This is a genomic window from Gluconobacter japonicus (assembly GCF_015244665.1).
GTDB lineage: Bacteria > Pseudomonadota > Alphaproteobacteria > Acetobacterales > Acetobacteraceae > Gluconobacter > Gluconobacter japonicus.
This window is the reverse complement of record NZ_JABCQN010000002.1, coordinates 1-15343: the sequence shown is the minus strand read 5'-3', so window position 1 is coordinate 15343 and position 15343 is coordinate 1. Positions and strand designations below refer to the sequence as shown.

At 56.3% G+C, this 15343-nt stretch carries 16 protein-coding genes; 12 read left to right on the top strand and 4 right to left on the bottom strand.

The window, feature by feature from the left end; translation table 11 throughout:
• The first annotated feature begins 16 nt into the window (after nt 1-16).
• Nucleotides 17-1417: an amidohydrolase family protein gene (locus HKD32_RS03465; RefSeq protein ID WP_194257549.1), complete on the top strand. Its 1401-nt coding sequence runs from the start codon at nt 17-19 to the stop codon at nt 1415-1417.
• A 37-nt stretch (nt 1418-1454) separates the two neighbouring features.
• On the opposite strand, the gene HKD32_RS03460 is transcribed toward HKD32_RS03465, so the two are convergent.
• Nucleotides 1455-3563, bottom strand: a complete 2109-nt coding sequence (locus tag HKD32_RS03460) for a catalase (protein ID WP_194257548.1) — start codon at nt 3561-3563, stop codon at nt 1455-1457.
• Nucleotides 3564-3779: 216 nt separating this feature from the next.
• Here HKD32_RS03460 and HKD32_RS03455 point away from each other — a divergent pair, with 216 nt between their 5' ends.
• Nucleotides 3780-4655, top strand: a complete 876-nt coding sequence (locus HKD32_RS03455; RefSeq protein WP_061929074.1) for an SDR family oxidoreductase — start codon at nt 3780-3782, stop codon at nt 4653-4655.
• A gap of 21 nt (nt 4656-4676) precedes the next feature.
• Here the strand turns inward: HKD32_RS03455 and HKD32_RS03450 are convergent, their stop codons facing one another.
• Entirely contained in the window at nt 4677-6002 is a 1326-nt protein-coding gene (locus HKD32_RS03450) for an MFS transporter (RefSeq protein ID WP_061929072.1), read from the bottom strand.
• Between the two features lie 209 nt (nt 6003-6211).
• On the opposite strand from HKD32_RS03450, the gene HKD32_RS03445 reads away from it, so the two are divergent.
• The 7 genes from HKD32_RS03445 to HKD32_RS03415 all read left to right on the top strand — a co-directional run bounded on the left by HKD32_RS03445 (nt 6212) and on the right by HKD32_RS03415 (nt 11628).
• Complete coding sequence (locus HKD32_RS03445) at nt 6212-6871, top strand: 50S ribosomal protein L25/general stress protein Ctc (RefSeq protein ID WP_010504549.1); 660 nt, start codon at nt 6212-6214, stop codon at nt 6869-6871.
• Nucleotides 6872-6874: 3 nt separating this feature from the next.
• Nucleotides 6875-7444: an aminoacyl-tRNA hydrolase gene (gene pth, locus HKD32_RS03440; RefSeq protein WP_010504550.1), complete on the top strand. Its 570-nt coding sequence runs from the start codon at nt 6875-6877 to the stop codon at nt 7442-7444.
• Nucleotides 7445-7657: 213 nt separating this feature from the next.
• Nucleotides 7658-8752, top strand: coding sequence for a redox-regulated ATPase YchF (gene ychF / locus HKD32_RS03435; protein ID WP_007284278.1), 1095 nt, complete (start codon nt 7658-7660; stop codon nt 8750-8752).
• Nucleotides 8745-10001, top strand: coding sequence for a glutamate-5-semialdehyde dehydrogenase (locus HKD32_RS03430; RefSeq protein WP_061929067.1), 1257 nt, complete (start codon nt 8745-8747; stop codon nt 9999-10001). The genes ychF and HKD32_RS03430 overlap by 8 nt, the downstream gene beginning before the upstream one ends.
• A gap of 32 nt (nt 10002-10033) precedes the next feature.
• Nucleotides 10034-10621, top strand: a complete 588-nt coding sequence (locus HKD32_RS03425) for a nicotinate-nucleotide adenylyltransferase (RefSeq protein ID WP_234781726.1) — start codon at nt 10034-10036, stop codon at nt 10619-10621.
• A 95-nt stretch (nt 10622-10716) separates the two neighbouring features.
• Nucleotides 10717-11169, top strand: a complete 453-nt coding sequence (rsfS, locus tag HKD32_RS03420; RefSeq protein WP_061929063.1) for a ribosome silencing factor — start codon at nt 10717-10719, stop codon at nt 11167-11169.
• On the top strand, nt 11170-11628 hold the full coding sequence (locus HKD32_RS03415) for a 23S rRNA (pseudouridine(1915)-N(3))-methyltransferase RlmH (protein ID WP_194257547.1): 459 nt from the start codon (nt 11170-11172) through the stop codon (nt 11626-11628).
• 66 nt (nt 11629-11694) lie between these two features.
• On the opposite strand, the gene HKD32_RS03410 is transcribed toward HKD32_RS03415, so the two are convergent.
• Entirely contained in the window at nt 11695-12420 is a 726-nt protein-coding gene (locus HKD32_RS03410; protein ID WP_061929059.1) for a CHAP domain-containing protein, read from the bottom strand.
• 173 nt (nt 12421-12593) lie between these two features.
• Nucleotides 12594-12944, bottom strand: a complete 351-nt coding sequence (locus tag HKD32_RS03405; RefSeq protein ID WP_010504564.1) for a RidA family protein — start codon at nt 12942-12944, stop codon at nt 12594-12596.
• A gap of 147 nt (nt 12945-13091) precedes the next feature.
• Between HKD32_RS03405 and HKD32_RS03400 the strand changes: the two genes are divergently transcribed.
• From HKD32_RS03400 to HKD32_RS03390, 3 genes are read left to right on the top strand one after another with little or no spacing between them, the layout of a single operon-like run.
• Nucleotides 13092-13748 carry an MBL fold metallo-hydrolase gene (locus HKD32_RS03400; RefSeq protein WP_337905501.1) on the top strand — a complete coding sequence of 219 codons (657 nt, stop codon included), beginning with the start codon at nt 13092-13094 and terminating at the stop codon, nt 13746-13748.
• A gap of 19 nt (nt 13749-13767) precedes the next feature.
• Nucleotides 13768-14259, top strand: a complete 492-nt coding sequence (locus tag HKD32_RS03395) for a DUF192 domain-containing protein (RefSeq protein ID WP_010504567.1) — start codon at nt 13768-13770, stop codon at nt 14257-14259.
• 7 nt (nt 14260-14266) lie between these two features.
• Nucleotides 14267-15235: an SDR family NAD(P)-dependent oxidoreductase gene (locus tag HKD32_RS03390; protein ID WP_194257546.1), complete on the top strand. Its 969-nt coding sequence runs from the start codon at nt 14267-14269 to the stop codon at nt 15233-15235.
• Nucleotides 15236-15343 lie beyond the last annotated feature (108 nt).

Below are 15343 nucleotides of genomic sequence, written 5' to 3'. Positions count from 1 at the left end.
GTGTTATCGTTCCGGGATGAAAATGCTTCGTCCTGTCCAGATTCTGTGTTCTGCCGTTATGGCGGTGTGTGCGAGTGGTGTGGCTTATGCTGCCCCGTCGCATCTTCTTGTTCGTAATGCCCTGATTTTTTCGATGGCCGATGGGCAGAAAGCGCCTTTCAAAGGGTATTTCTCTGTTCGTTCGGATGGCGTGATCGATCACATCGGGGCGGGTCTTCCGCCAAAAGGGCTGAAAGCCGATCAGGATGTGGATCTGCATGGGCACTGGGTGATGCCGGGCTTTATTTCCGCACATAGCCATCTCTGGCAGGCTGCCTATCGGGGGCTTGCTGCGGACCAGACGCTGATGGGCTGGATTGAGGCTCTGTATTCCGGAAAGGCGAGCGTTGCGCAGCCTGAAGATATTTACTGGTTCACGCTGGATGGGGCGCTCGATCATCTCGCGCATGGTGTGACGGCGGCTTATAATTTTAATTATGGCGGAGCGAACGCCGCTGTGGTCGAGACGACGGACCGGTTACAATTTCAGGCAGAGAAAGCCTCTGGGCTTCGGTTCGTACATGGTCTGGAGCCATTGCCGAGTAAGGGCGATGTGTCGCTTGCCAAAGCCCGACAGCATGTAGGGGATTTTCTGACATGGTCCGCCGGGCAGCATGTGGGGTCTACGTTTCTGTCCGTGATGATCAATGGTGGGACGGGATTTCACGACACCGGAGAAGTGGCGAAGGTCGAAGGGACATTGATGCGAGAGTATCATCTGTCCAACCAAAGCCATTATCTGGAGCCACCTGAAAATGTTTCAGTCCAGCAGGTCCGGTTTCACTGGTTTGAGGATGAAAGCATTCTTGGGCCGCATCTGATCTTCGGACATTTTATTCATACGACGCCCGAGATCATTGCCCGATCTGTAAAGGCTGGGGCGTCCATGGTCTGGAATCCGCTGTCGAATGGTCGTCTGGCGTCAGGAACGGCGGATATTCCGGCTTATCTGAAGGCAGGTTTGCGGGTTGGAATGGGAGAGGACGGGGAAGCCAGTGCGGATCTGGCTGATCCTTTCGAGAACATGCGGACTGGGCTTTATGCCATCCGGGACAAGTATCAAAGTGCCGCGATCATGAGCCCGTATGATGTGGTGCGCCTGCATACGCGGGGGAGTGCGGATGTTCTGGAAGTGGGGGATCGGCTTGGGAGTCTGGAAGTCGGGAAATTCGCGGATTTTCTTGTGATTGACCCGACCAATCTTGGGTACGTATTTGACCCATATGCCACGCTGGTTTTTGCAGCGGCTCAGGAAAATCTGGAACAGGTTTATGTGGGAGGCGATTTGATGGTGGAGCATGGCAAGCCGTTGAAGCAGGATTTTGCACATGTTCGGCAGGAAGCTGATCGCCGGGTTGCGGCCTCTGTTCAGCATTAAAAAAAGCCGGGGTGTGATCCCCGGCTTTTTTTGTGTGTCAGACGCTGTGGGTTTTAGCTTCACGATCCCAAAAGCGGAGCTTCCGGCAGGTTGTGATGAAGGGTTTGATGTCTGCTTCACTTTTGAGAGCGATCACGCCATCATCCATATCGTCAGAAGTGATACCGCCTTTTGCCAAAAGGGCGGTGGCGTCCGGGCCGTAGGCGATGAATTTGGCGTGGGCGAAAGCATCGGCCACAAAATCGCGAGTTGTTGCGTCTTTGCCAAGGAGTTTTGTTCCCTCGGCGGACGAAAGGAGCACGACGGCATCGTAAAGGACGGATGGTGCACCGACGATTTTCTGTTGGGCAGGGATGATCTGGCCGTCTGTTAGAGTGATGCCTCCAACAACGGGAGCGACCAGTTCCATAATTGCTCCTTCCGCCTCGACCTGCGTCTGAAGAGCGTTGAGGAGGGCTGCGTCTGTTCCATCTGTGACAATGACGCCCAGCTTTCGACCTGCAAAGGAATCTGGTCCGTTCTTGAGGATGCTGAGCGCTGTCGAGGCGGCCAGATCCGTGATCGGTGTGCGGGCGGCTGGAGCTGAGGCGGGCAGGTCTTTCAGGCCCAGACCTTCAGCTACATCCTTGGCCAGAGTTTCATCTACATTTAGCAGATGAGCGACGACGCGGGACCTAATGTTTGGCGTCTCAACCTTGCTGAGTTCGAACACGAACGCATTCTTGATATGCGTTTGTTCGGGCTTTGTCTGGCTGATGTAGAACTGGCGTGCCTGACTGTAGTGATCGGCGAAGAGTTCACCGCGTTCGCGGGTCGTGCGACCGTTGTCATCGGAGAAGTGTTTGTAGCCAGTCTTGGGGTTTTCACGCGGACCTGCACCCCAGGAGTTGGGTTCGTAATTTACGCGACCCTTTGGGTTGTGCATGGCGGCGTGGCCGTCCTGCTGGAAGTTGTGGAACGGGCATTTCGGCGCGTTAATGGGGATGTGCGTGAAGTTCGGGCCGCCGAGACGCTTTGTCTGTGTGTCCAGATAGGAGAAGTTTCGGCCTTGCAGGAGCGGATCGTTGGTGAAGCCGATACCGGGGACGACGTTCTGGGTGCAGAAGGCCACCTGTTCGGTTTCTGCGAAGAAGTTGTCCACCATGCGATCCAGCACGAGGCGACCAATCCGGCGAACGGGGACGAGTTCTTCCGGGATAAGTTTGGTGGCATCCAGAATGTCGAAGTCGAATGTGTCGGCGAAGGCGTCATCAAAGAGCTGTACGCCCAATTCCCACTCAGGGTAGTCGCCGGATTCGATGGCCTGCCAGAGGTCGCGGCGGTGGAAGTCGGGGTCAGCGCCGTTGATTTTGACGGCCTCGTTCCACACGACCGATTGAAGGCCCTGCTTCGGCTTCCAGTGAAATTTCACATAGGTGGATTTTCCTTCGGCGTTGATGAGCCGGAAGGTATGGACGCCGAAGCCTTCCATGAAGCGGAAGGACCGGGGGATAGCCCGGTCTGACATGACCCAGAGGAGCATGTGGACGGTTTCGGGCGAGAGTGATGCGAAGTCCCAGAAATTGTCATGGGCGGACTGGGCTTGCGGGAAACCGCGATCAGGTTCTTCCTTCACGGCGTGGACCATATCCGGGAATTTCATGGCATCCTGGATGAAGAACACGGGCATGTTGTTGCCCACGAGATCCCAGTTGCCTTCCTCTGTGTAGAGCTTCACGGCAAAACCGCGGACGTCTCTGACCAGATCGGAAGACCCCTTTGCGCCAGCGACGGTTGAGAAGCGGACGAAAGCCGGGACACGGGTTCCGGTTTTTCCAAGAACTTTGGCAGTTGTGTAGTCGGAGAGGGAGTCGGTGAGCTCGAAGAAGCCGTGTGCGCCGTAGCCTCGGGCATGGACGACGCGTTCGGGGATGCGTTCGTGGTCGAAGTGGAAGATCTTTTCCCGGAAATGGAAGTCTTCCAGAAGCGTTCCGCCGCGCGGGCCTGCCTTCAGGGAGTTCTGGTCATCTGCGACGGGTACGCCCTGCTGGGTGGTCAGGGTGGGGGTGTCGCCGCTTGCGGTCTGATGGGTTGCCCCCTGGGGGCCGCGTTCGAAGGTCTGGTCACCGATGGTCACGGTGGTGCGTTTATCTGCCGTGTCGCTCATGGGTCGATCCGATCTGCTGTCGTCGCGAGTGTCCGGGAAAGTAATGCCGGGCGCTTCGGCCTGATTTCAGTAAGTCGACTTCCGTTTCGGGAAATCCTTCACTTTAGAAGTCTGAGACGTTGGTAAATGTTCCGGAAAATAATTTGGAGAAATGTTCTGAACTGAACGAAAGAGCGGCTCGTTAGCGATCAGACTGCCGTACTGAAGGAGGCTTGGATGCCTGTTGATCCGCGTCATTGTTATCCGCAGCCTCCTTTTGAGGGGCAAACGCAACCTTTTCCTGGTCTTTCGGCGAAGATGACGCCGGAACCTGATTATGGTGAGAAAACCTATCGGGGGTCAGGAAAACTGACTGGGCAGGTGGCTCTGATTACGGGAGGGGATTCCGGGATCGGGCGCGCTGTGGCTTTGGCTTTTGCTCGTGAAGGCGCCGATGTTGCGGTGTCTTACCTTGATTCTGAGAGTCAGGATGCGAAGGAGATTGCAGGGCAGATCGAAGCTGAAGGACGGCGTTGCCTTCTTCTGCCGGGGGATATTCGGGAGGCTGCTCAGTGTCAGGCGCTTGTGAACAAGACACTGGACGCATTCGGACGGCTTGATGTTCTGGTAAACAATGCGGCGTTCCAGAGTTGGGCAGAGCATCTTGAAGACATCACCGACGAAGATTGGCAATGTCATTTTGATACAAACACGCATGCCATGTTTTATCTGACGAAGGCTGCGTTGCCGCATTTGAAGCCGGGGGCGTCCATTATCAACACCTCTTCAGTCAATCTGAAAACGCCTCCGAAAATTCTTGTGCCCTATTCGATGACGAAAGCGGCGATTGCGAACTTTACAGTGAGTATGGCGCAGCAGCTTGCGTCCCGAGGCATTCGGGTGAATGGCGTGATGCCGGGGCCGATCTGGACGCCGTTCATTGTGACGGGAATGCCGGAAGAGGCCCAGAAGAGCATTGGGTCCAATGTTCCGCTGGGCCGACCGGGTCAGCCAGCAGAACTGGCTGGGGCTTATGTGTATTTTGCTGATCCGTTGAACAGTTACACGACGGGCGCTTTGCTGGCTGTTAATGGCGGGATGCCGATGCTCTGACCGGGTTGGATATTCTGGATTTCAGTGGAACGCCTGCTCCTGATCGAGCGGGCGTTTTTCTGTTCTGGGGCCGAAGATCAGAGTGGTGCCCGCGCCTATAAGCAGGACGCAGGTTGTGAGGCCGAAGACGCCGGGGAAACCGGCTTTTGGGTAAATCCAGCCGATCAGGACAGGGGATGAGATAGCGCCCAGGCGTGCGATGGCGGAAGCCAGTCCCATGCCTCTTCCGCGCAGGGATGTTGGGAAGAGTTCCGGGGTGTAGGCGTAGATACCACCGTAGGTTCCGTTCATGAACATGGAGAGCAGGATGCCGAAGATCAGGACCTGTGTGGGTGTCTGGCTTGCGGCCAGGCCAATAGCGCTGATTCCGCCGCAGATCATGAAGGTTGCCACTGTGGCGCGTCGGCCGAGACGTTCCGTGCAGAAAGCTGAGGCGAGATATCCGGGAAGTTGTGCGGCGTAGATCGAAATGGCGTATGCGAAGCTGCGGGTCACGGTCATGCCACGTTCGATCATGAGCGTGGGGATCCAGGTAAAGAACGCGTAGAAGCAGAAGGTGATGCTGAGCCACATGACCCAGCTCATGAGCGTAGAGCGTCTGAGGTTGGGAGCGAAAAGATCGCTCAGGGAGCGGTTGGCTCTTCCGGCAGTATCGGGTGTTGTTGAAAGACCGACGGCCAGTCCTGCGCTTTGTTCAATCATTCCGACAATGCGACAGGCTTCGTGTGTGCGTCCCTGCTGATCGAGCCATCTTGGAGATTCGGGAAGAGTCCGTCTCCACCAGAGAAGCATCAGGACGGGTAGGGCTGTGGCGGCCAGTGCCCATCGCCAGCCGTCGGGGGAGGAGGGGACGATCATGAAGCCGAGGATGGCAGCTGTCACGTAACCGAAGGAATAGAAGCCGGTTAGGCTGGCCGTGAAGGCTCCGCGATAACGGGATGAGACGAATTCGCTCAGATAGGGGGCGATGATTGTGGCTTCCGCGCCCGCACCCAGTCCAGCGAGAAGACGGGCGCTGAAGAAACTGCTGAATGTTTGGGAAACGGCGGATAGCAGGGATCCGATGGCGTAAAGCGCGAGGGCGCTCATCATGACGGAGCGCCTGCCGGATCTGTCTGCCCATAAGCCAGCCAGCAGAGAGCCGATGCCGTATCCCAGATAGGTTGCGCTTCCCAATAGTCCGAGGAATGGACCGGACAGGTGCCATTCCGTTTTCAGAACAGGAAGTGTGAAAGCGACGATCGCGGAGTCCAGACCGTCAAACATATATCCGCAGCCTCCAAGAATCAGGAGGCGGCGATGGAAGGGAGTGAAGGGGAGGTGCTCAAGGCGTTGGGCAATGCTCATGGGTTCTCTGGGGCGCGGGCAGCTATGGGGCGTGTGACAGACTATCTGGGGGGGTGGGGGCGGGTCCAGTCATGGCGGATGAGGAGCGTGAGGTATGCGGAATCCGGGAAAAAGGTTGTGTGTGTCGCAGTTTTCCGCTATTTCGCCGCTCGCACAGGCACCCCTGGAGGTCTGTGTGGTAACGAAATTCAATACGCAGGAGCGTAACAGTGGCTAAATTGACGACACTTGCTGTCTCGACGCGCGCGAAGGCTGGTAAGGGGGCAGCGCGCGCAACGAGACGTGCCGGGCTGGTTCCGGCAGTAATCTATGGTGGCAAGCAGGAGCCTTCCATCATTGCTCTTGATCCGCGCGTGATCATGAAGGAACTGCACCGTGGTGGCTGGTCCTCCCGCGTGTACAACCTGGCAGCAGAAGGTGCAGAGCCGGTTGCAGCTCTGATCCGTGACGTGCAGCTGCACCCGGTTTCTGATGCTCCGATCCATGTGGACTTCCAGCGCGTTTCCGCTGGCACGAAGGTTCACGTTGAAGTCTCCATCGTCTTCACGGGCGAAGAAAAGGCTCCGGGCATCAAGCGCGGTGGCGTTCTGAACGTTGTCCGTCACTATGTTGACGTTGCTGCTGACCCGGCCAACATTCCTGAGCACTTCACGGCTGACCTGAGCGCGCTGGACATCCATGACAGCGTTCGTTGGGCTGACCTGAAGGGCACCGAAGGCGTTTCTCTGACGGGTGGTCAGGCTACGGATATCGTGATCGCTTCCGTTGCTCCGCCGACCATCGATGCAGAAATGGAAGCTGAAGCTGCTGCCAAGGCTGCTGCGGCTGCTGCCGCTGCTACGGCAAAGCCGGGCGCAAAGAAGAAGTAAGTCATGAGGCTCTGGACCGGTCTCGGCAATCCCGAGCCGGGGATGAGCCGTCATCGACATAACATCGGCTTCATGGCGGTTGATGAAATCGCCAGGCGTCACGGGTTTTCTCCGTGGCGCAAGCGCTTTCGGGGGGAAACCTCCGAAGGAACGCTTGGGGGGCAGAAAATTCTGCTCCTCAAGCCGATGACCTACATGAACCTGTCGGGTGACAGTGTTCAGCAGGCCGCGCAGTTCTTCAAGATCGCGCAGGCCGACATCACCGTTTTCCATGACGAACTCGATCTTGCTTTCGGCAAACTGCGTATCAAGCGTGGTGGCGGTGCGGCAGGGCATAATGGCTTGCGCTCAATGGATCGCTGTCTTTCCGGGCCGGATTACTGGCGTGTACGGATGGGCATTGGCCATCCGGGGCATAAGGACCGGGTACACGGGCATGTTCTGGGGAATTTCGCCAAGGCGGAAGAACCGGAGTTGGAGCGGTGGCTTGAGGCGGTTGCAGATGCTGCGCCTATTCTGGCCAAGGGCGAGAATGAAGCGTTCATGACGAAAGTGGCGCTGCTTACGGCCTGAATGCCGGGAGACTTCGGGTCTCTTATGGTCAGCTTTTTTCATTGGTATAACGTGCGGGGCGCTGCCGGAGAGAGATCTCAGGCGGGAATCGTATTCTGCTGCCTGTTTTCCAGGGCGCAGGTGTTGTCCGTGGGCGTGGATTCTGCGAACACAGGGCGACTGAATTTTGAGACTGGGCTCGTCAAGCTGGCGGCCTGAAAAATGGAGAGCACAATGGGTTTCAATTGCGGCATCGTTGGTCTGCCCAATGTTGGCAAGTCCACGTTGTTCAATGCCCTGACGGAAACAGCCGCAGCGCAGGCAGCAAACTACCCATTCTGCACCATTGAACCGAATACGGGCCGTGTTGCCGTGCCGGACCCGCGACTGGATATTCTGGTGAAGATCGGCAAGTCCCAGAAAGAGATCCCGACCAGCCTTGAGTTTGTTGATATTGCGGGTCTGGTTCGTGGTGCGTCCAAGGGGGAGGGGCTGGGGAACCAGTTTCTGGCGAATATCCGCGAGACGGATGCCATCATTCATGTTTTGCGTTGCTTTGAAGATGATGACATCACCCACGTTGAAGGTGGGGTCGATCCGGTTCGGGATGCGGACATCATCGAGACCGAACTGATGCTTGCGGATCTGGAAAGCCTTGAGAAGCGCCAGATCAATCTTCAGAAGCGTGCGCGGGGCAATGACCGCGAAGCACAGGCCCAGCTTGAGCTGATGGAGCCGCTGATTGCGGCGCTGCGTGATGGTAAGCCTGCCCGTACGGCGGTGCCGAAGGGCCAGGAAGAGGAAGCAGCGCGTCTTCAGCTGCTGACGACGAAGCCGGTTCTGTATGTTTGCAATGTTGAGGAGGCTTCTGCGGCCACTGGAAACGCGCATTCGGAGGCGGTTCGCAAGCGTGCTGAGGAAGAAGGCGCTGGTGTTGTGATTGTGTCTGCGGCGATCGAGGCTGAGGTCAGCCAGTTGCCGCAGGAAGATCGTACGGAGTTCTTGGAAGGGCTTGGCCTGAGTGACAGTGGTCTGGATCGTGTGATTGCGGCTGGCTATCGTCTGCTGGGTCTGCGGACATACTTCACGGTTGGCCCGAAAGAAGCGCGTGCCTGGACGATTACTGCGGGAACGAAAGCGCCTCAGGCTGCTGCGGTTATTCACAATGACTTTGAACGCGGCTTTATTGCCTGCGAAACGGTTGCTTTTGACGACTATGTGGCTTGCAATGGTGAAGCAGGCGCCAAGGAGGCGGGGAAGTTGCGGATCGAAGGCAAGGAATATGTTGTGCAGGACGGAGATATTCTCCTCTTCCGATTCAATGTCTGACGCTTCGGCTATTCTGAAAAGCCTGACGGATAAAGCCCGTCAGGCGAGCCGGGGTCTGGCGCGGGCTGATGAGGCTACGCGGAACCGGGCGCTTGTGGCTGCGGCTGCGGCACTTCGTAAAAATTCTACAGCGATTGTTGCGGCCAACCAGCAGGATCTGGCCACATTGTCTGCTGACCGGACGGCAGCGTTCCGGGATCGTCTGACGCTGACGCCTGAGCGGGTTGAAGCAATGGCGAAGGGTCTGGAAGACGTTGTCCAACTACCAGATCCGCTTGGACGTATTCTGGCGGAATGGGAGCGACCGAACGGGTTGCTGTTTCGCCGGGTTGCGGTGCCGCTTGGCGTCATTGGTATGATTTACGAAAGTCGGCCGAATGTTGGTGCTGATGCTGCGGCACTTTGCATCAAGTCGGGCAATGCCGTCATTCTGCGTGGTGGTGGTGAAAGCCTGAATTCGGCACGTGCTATTCATGCGGCGATGATTGCTGGGTTGGAGCAGGCGGGTCTTGATCCGGCTTGCGTGCAGATTCTGCCTTCTGCTGATCGTGCGCTGGTCGGAGCTTTGCTTCAGGCGGCTGATGGGGTTGATCTCATTATTCCGCGCGGTGGAAAGTCTTTGGTCGAGCGTGTTCAGCGTGAGGCGCGTGTGCCTGTTCTGGCGCATGCGGATGGGCTGAATCACACCTATGTTCATGCCAGTGCTGATCCGGATATGGCGCGTCGGGTGCTGCTGGATGCCAAGATGCGTCGGACCGGGATCTGTGGGGCGACCGAGACGCTGCTGATTGATCGGGCGATTGCCCCGTCACTGCTGCCGCTGATTGTGGACGATTTGGCTGCAAAAGGGTGTACGTTCCGGGCAGATGAAGATGCTCGAGCGATTGTTTCGTCTTTACCGACGGCCAGTGCGGCGGATTTTGATACCGAATGGCTGGATTCGATTCTGTCCATTGCTGTTGTGGATGGCGTTGAAGAGGCTCTTGAGCACATTGCCCGTCATGGCAGTGCGCATACGGAAGCGATCATTGCCGAAGATCCGGAAGCCGCTGCTGTGTTCCTGAATGGGACGGACAGTGCTGTGGTGTTGTGGAATGCGTCTACGCAGTTCTGTGACGGTGGTGAGTTCGGATTCGGGGCGGAGATCGGTATCGCTACAGGGCGGATGCATGCCCGTGGGCCGGTCGGTCTCGAGCAGTTGACCTGCTATCGCTACGAAGTTCGGGGCAATGGGCAGGTGCGCGGCTGACCGTGATCCCGACATTTGGGGACGGGCGCCGGATGCGGATTGGCCTTCTGGGCGGGTCCTTCAATCCGGCGCATATCGGGCATCTTCAGGTGGCGCAGCGTGCCTTGCGCGCTCTACGGCTGGATCAGGTCTGGCTTATGGTGTCACCGGGAAATCCGCTGAAACCCCGGAAAGGTATGGGGACGTTCAGGGCGCGGCTTGGATCGGCGCGGAGGCTTGCGGACGGACGGCGGATCTGTGCGACAGATATCGAGGCTCGTCTGAAGCAGCGTTATACGGTAAAAACTGTGGCGTTGTTGAAGCAGCGTTTCCCGAATGTGCAGTTTGTCTGGCTGATGGGTGCTGATGGGCTGGCCCAGTTTTCCCGATGGAAGAACTGGCGTGCTTTGGCCCGGATGATTCCGATCGCGATTCTTCCTCGGCCAGGAAGCGTAACCCCGGCATTACATGGGGCGGCAGCCTCGGTTTTGCGTCGCAATCGGCGGCCATCGAGAGAGGCCCCCATACTGGGGCGGAGAAAAGGAAGAGCTTGGACGTTCCTTTCTGCGCCGCAGAACGATATATCGGCTACAGCGTTGCGTGAGTCTGGGCAAACCTGTCTGGACGCTGATCAGGAGTAAAAACCATCACCAAGACGACCTCAACCGACCCGAAGGCCAAGACCACGCGTCGGAAAACCAGCACCCCTGATGCGGCACTGGCCGAGGCTGCCAAGGTGCCGGGAACGCCTCGCAAGAAGGCTGCTGCTGCCGGTCCGAAGAAGACAGCGGTCAAGCGCGAGCCTGTGCAGCCGGATGTTCTGACGAAAATGCTCTCCATCATCACGGCGAGCCTTGAGGAAGACAAGGCAGAAGACATTGTGGTGGTGGATCTGGTGGGACGCGCCAATTTTGCTGACCGCATGGTTGTCGCTACAGGTTTGGCGGACCGTCAGATTGCGGCCATGGCTCATCACATCGAGAAGAAGCTGGGTGAAGAAGGCTTCAACCGGGTTCTCGTTGAAGGGGCTAATGGCAGCGACTGGGTGCTGCTTGATGCCGGTGACATTGTTGTTCATCTCTTCAAGCCGGAAAGTCGTGAGCTCTACGGTCTGGAAAAGATGTGGAGTGCCGATCTGGATTCGAGCGAATCCGAAGTAGCTGTCGGTAAGGGCGAAGAGCAGGGCTGAATGAAGCTCGTTGCTATTGGACGTCTGAAATCCAGGCCGGAACGGGAGTTGTTTGACCGTTATGCAGCCCGGATTCGTCCGGCTTTGACGGTTACGGAGTTGCCGGCTTCCAAAGGTTCGGTTCAGGAGCAGAAGCGGAGAGATGCCAGCGCCCTGCTAGGGGCCTGCCCTGACAATGCCTTCATCATTGCATTGGATGAGGGGGGTAAAGTGCATGGGAGCTTGCAGTTTGCTTCCCTTTTTTCCCGCTGGCAGGAAACGGGACGTCCTCTTCATTTTCTTATAGGCGGGGCCGAAGGACTAGACAGTTCTGTCATCCAGAGAGCTGATGCTGTCATTTCTCTGGGGGCCATGACCTGGCCTCACATGCTTGTACGGGTCATGATTGCAGAGCAGATTTTCAGGGCTCAGGCGATTAATTCCAATCATCCGTATCATAAGGATACGCGGCCTGATTGAAGTTCGACCACTTGTCTGAACACAAAAAAAGCGGGGATCTACCCCGCTTTTTTTGTGAGCTCAATCTTAGCGGATTGAGCGGTTGGGAGCGTCTGAGGTGAACGCGTCGTCTGGGGCTTCAGCAACTTCTGTGTTGCTCATTGGGTGGCCTAGAGCGTTCGAACCATGGAAAACAGCGCGATGCCGGAAGGTCGTAGGGTGGCTTTCACGGGCCACCATAACCTGTCGTGCTGGGCGTCCGTCATCCGGGCGGCCATAAATGAAGCCATAAGTGGGATAGATGCTACCGAATCGTCCGCTACGGTCATTCAGTGCAACGCGGACTGCGCTCCAGTCATTGTTGGGCGATACGTCTACAACGCGCACATTGTGTGCGATGCCGTTGGAGGCCCAGTGAGACTGGTCAATGTAGATGGTGCGGCTGTTTTCTACCGCGCGAACGACGGCCACATGACCCAGTGGCATACGGCGGATGGCGCGGAAGTTCAGGACTGATCCTGCTTCCGGAGCGTTCCCGCGGGCATAGCGGCCAGCAGCATTGTACCACCAGTCACGGGCATTGCCGTGAAGGACAACGTCAGAAGCCTCTTTTGCGTAGGCTACGCACTGAATGACGTGTGCCGTGGAGAATGTGTGGTGGTGGTAGGAATGGGATGCTCGGTGAGAGCGGAAGACACTGTGACCGCCGTGTGAACCACGGAGGTGTTTGGCCTGTGCATGACTTGAAAAGAACATGACCGCTGAGAGCGCCAGGGCAGAGAAAAAAGTTTTCCGGCAACTTTTATGCGTCACGATCTTTTTGATCCTGAATTGGCTTGTGTCGTTCGGGTGACAGGGAGCTAACAATCTTCATGCAACCCTGACAAGGGCAGAATGCATTGCTGAGGGTTAAATTTTCATTTCAGTTGAAAATCTTTCTTGCGTCGCATTCTGCCTTAATTATGCCTTATTGTCCCGAAGCAGTTTTATTTGGTCGTCGTCAGCATGATTTCCACGAGGATGCGTGGGTCAGCCATGACGGCCTGAACGCAGGCACGTGCAGGAGCCAGGCCTTCCTGAAGCCATGCGGACCAGTGAGTGTTGAGGGCATCGCGATCAGCAATGTCTTTCAGCCAGATCTGTGCCTGAAGAATGCGGGTGTTGTCTGTGCCGTGTTCTTCGAGGATGGCGTCCAGCTGGGCCAGAACGTCCTTTGTCTGTCCGTTGATGTCTTGGGACAGGTCTTTGGCGACAACACCCTGTGTGAAGATAAAACCGTGGTATTCGACAGCCTTGGACAGGATGGCGTTGGGTTCTGTGCGGATGATACGGCTCATGGAATATTCCTGATCCTGAGGGAAGAAAGGTGCAGAGTGATGCGCCTTTGAGGGCGGGTCAATCACCCCGTTGGTCCCTTGTGGTAGGGGGAAGGACGCGGTATCGCCGGGAACGATGGATGAACCGGCCGGTCGGGAGACAGAAGCGTGGTCCCTTTGAATGTCAAAAGAGTAGCTGTGACGCCGATCCGGCAGAACTGCACGATCCTCTGGGATGAACGGAACCATGCCATCGTCGTGGACCCGGGCGGCGATGTAGATGATCTGCTTCAGGAGCTCACTGGTTTGACAGTTGATGCGATCCTGTTGACCCATGGGCATCTTGATCATGCCGGTGGGGCTGATGACCTTCGGACGCGTCTGACTGAAGTACAGGGGCAGCCTGTTCCGGTTCTGGGGCCTGATCGTCGGGATGCGTTTCTTCTGAGTACTATTGAAAAGCAGGCAGCTCATTTTGGTTTGAGCGGCATGGTCAGTGTCGTGCCGGACCGGTTTCTGGAAGATGGAGAGACGCTGCGGCTTCTAGGGCATGATATTGAGGTGCGGCATCTTCCGGGTCATACGCCTGGCCATGTGGTTTTTATTGATCATGCCAGTGGCAGAGCAATCGTCGGGGATACGCTGTTTCGTCGGACGGTAGGGCGCACTGATTTTGCGTATGGCGATTCTGAAGCCTTGATTGCTGGTATTCGACGCCAGCTTCTGAGTTTGCCCGATGAAACCGTCGTGTTGTGTGGGCATGGAATGCCAACCACGATTGGTGAAGAGCGTCGCTCCAATCCGTTTCTTGTTGCTGGTCTATAAATTTTCAAAGGGGTTTTTCATGCGATTTTCTGTGTGTTCCGTGTTGGCTGCTGCATGTTTTGCTGCTGGTGGGCTGTCTGGTTCCGCTTATGCAGCGGAGGAGCCGATCCGTCAGGCGCAGCCCGTTTTGCCGACGGCACCTCTGACGATCACCACACAGGATGGGGTCAAGCATCAGTTCACGGTGGAGCTTGCAAAAACATATCGTCAACAGGAAGTTGGCGAGATGTTTCGCAAGGAATTGCCGAAAGACAAGGGAATGCTCTTTCTTTGGCCTCGCCCGCAGGTTTCCGATATGTGGATGAGAAATACTCTGGTGTCTCTGGACATCGTGTTTATTGATTCCACCAACCATATTCATGCGATTGCTGAAAAGGCTGTGCCCTTGAGTGAGGCCATTCTCAGCAGTAATGGTTCTGTTGCCAATACGCTTGAGCTTGCCGGGGGTGTTACGGAAGAGCTGGGTATCCGGGTGGGTGATGCGGTCAGCAGTCCGGCTTTGAAGCACTGAAACGATTGTGAAGGTTCTTGTTACTGGAGCGGCTGGCTTTATTGGGTTTCATGTTGCGAACGCATTGCTTGCTCGCGGAATGGATGTTGTCGGTGTTGATACGCTCAACAGCTATTATGACCGCTCTCTGAAAGAGGCCCGACTGAAGCAGTTGGATGGGCAGGCGAATTTCTTGTTCTTGCAGATTGATGTGTCTGACAGAGATGGGATGACGTCTCTTGTGGCAGCACATCCGGATATTGAGATTGTCATCCATCTGGCCGCGCAGGCGGGTGTTCGATATTCGCTGGTGGATCCTTATTCCTATGTACAGACCAATGTCATGGGGCAGGTCGTTCTGCTGGAAGCGTGTCGAGCGCTCAAAGAGCTGAAGCATTTCGTTTATGCGTCTTCATCCTCTGTTTACGGTAGAAATCGGTCATTGCCTTTTCGGGAAGATGATCGGGTAGATGAACCAAGCTCTTTGTATGCTGTCACCAAGAGAGCGGGTGAACTTACAGCGTCTACCTATGCGTATCTTTATGGAATCCCCCAGACTGGATTGAGGTTCTTCACTGTCTATGGGCCTTGGGGGCGTCCCGACATGGCGTATTATGGTTTTGCCGATGCGATTTGTACGGGGAAGCCTGTCACCCTTTATGAGGGTGCCAACCTGTCGCGGGATTTCACATATATAGATGATATTACCGCGGGTATTCTGGATATCATGGATTTGCCGCCGGAGAAGGGGCAGGCCAGGCTTCTTAATCTAGGCGGGGATAGGCCTGAGCATGTGACTGCTCTTATTGGGCTTCTGGAAAAATATCTTGGGCGTTCTGCACGGATTGAGCTTCGAAAGCGGCCGGTAGCGGATATGGAAAAGACTTGGGCCAGTTTGGAAGATGTGCAGGCGCTTTGCGGGTGGACTCCTAAGGTTTCCTTAGAAGAAGGCGTTATGAAATTCGCAGCCTGGTACAGGGAGTTTCATAAAATCTGACTTTATTTCATTTTTCTTATATTTTTTGGTTGACGGGTATGTGTGGTGGTCTTATAAGCCCGTTCACCGACGCGGCGGGGCTCACCTGAGGGGCTCTGAAGCGGGGTG

What these genes read in the sequence shown, in the direction of transcription:
- HKD32_RS03455 (WP_061929074.1), top strand. Translation starts at nt 3,780, where the DNA reads ATGCCTGTTGATCCGCGTCATTGTTATCCGCAGCCTCCTTTTGAGGGG.
- HKD32_RS03425 (WP_234781726.1), top strand. Translation starts at nt 10,034, where the DNA reads ATGCGGATTGGCCTTCTGGGCGGGTCCTTCAATCCGGCGCATATCGGG.
- HKD32_RS03465 (WP_194257549.1), top strand. Translation starts at nt 17, where the DNA reads ATGAAAATGCTTCGTCCTGTCCAGATTCTGTGTTCTGCCGTTATGGCG.
- pth (WP_010504550.1), top strand. Translation starts at nt 6,875, where the DNA reads ATGAGGCTCTGGACCGGTCTCGGCAATCCCGAGCCGGGGATGAGCCGT.
- HKD32_RS03415 (WP_194257547.1), top strand. Translation starts at nt 11,170, where the DNA reads ATGAAGCTCGTTGCTATTGGACGTCTGAAATCCAGGCCGGAACGGGAG.
- HKD32_RS03460 (WP_194257548.1), bottom strand. Translation starts at nt 3,563, where the DNA reads ATGAGCGACACGGCAGATAAACGCACCACCGTGACCATCGGTGACCAG.
- ychF (WP_007284278.1), top strand. Translation starts at nt 7,658, where the DNA reads ATGGGTTTCAATTGCGGCATCGTTGGTCTGCCCAATGTTGGCAAGTCC.
- HKD32_RS03450 (WP_061929072.1), bottom strand. Translation starts at nt 6,002, where the DNA reads ATGAGCATTGCCCAACGCCTTGAGCACCTCCCCTTCACTCCCTTCCAT.
- HKD32_RS03405 (WP_010504564.1), bottom strand. Translation starts at nt 12,944, where the DNA reads ATGAGCCGTATCATCCGCACAGAACCCAACGCCATCCTGTCCAAGGCT.
- HKD32_RS03430 (WP_061929067.1), top strand. Translation starts at nt 8,745, where the DNA reads ATGTCTGACGCTTCGGCTATTCTGAAAAGCCTGACGGATAAAGCCCGT.
- HKD32_RS03395 (WP_010504567.1), top strand. Translation starts at nt 13,768, where the DNA reads ATGCGATTTTCTGTGTGTTCCGTGTTGGCTGCTGCATGTTTTGCTGCT.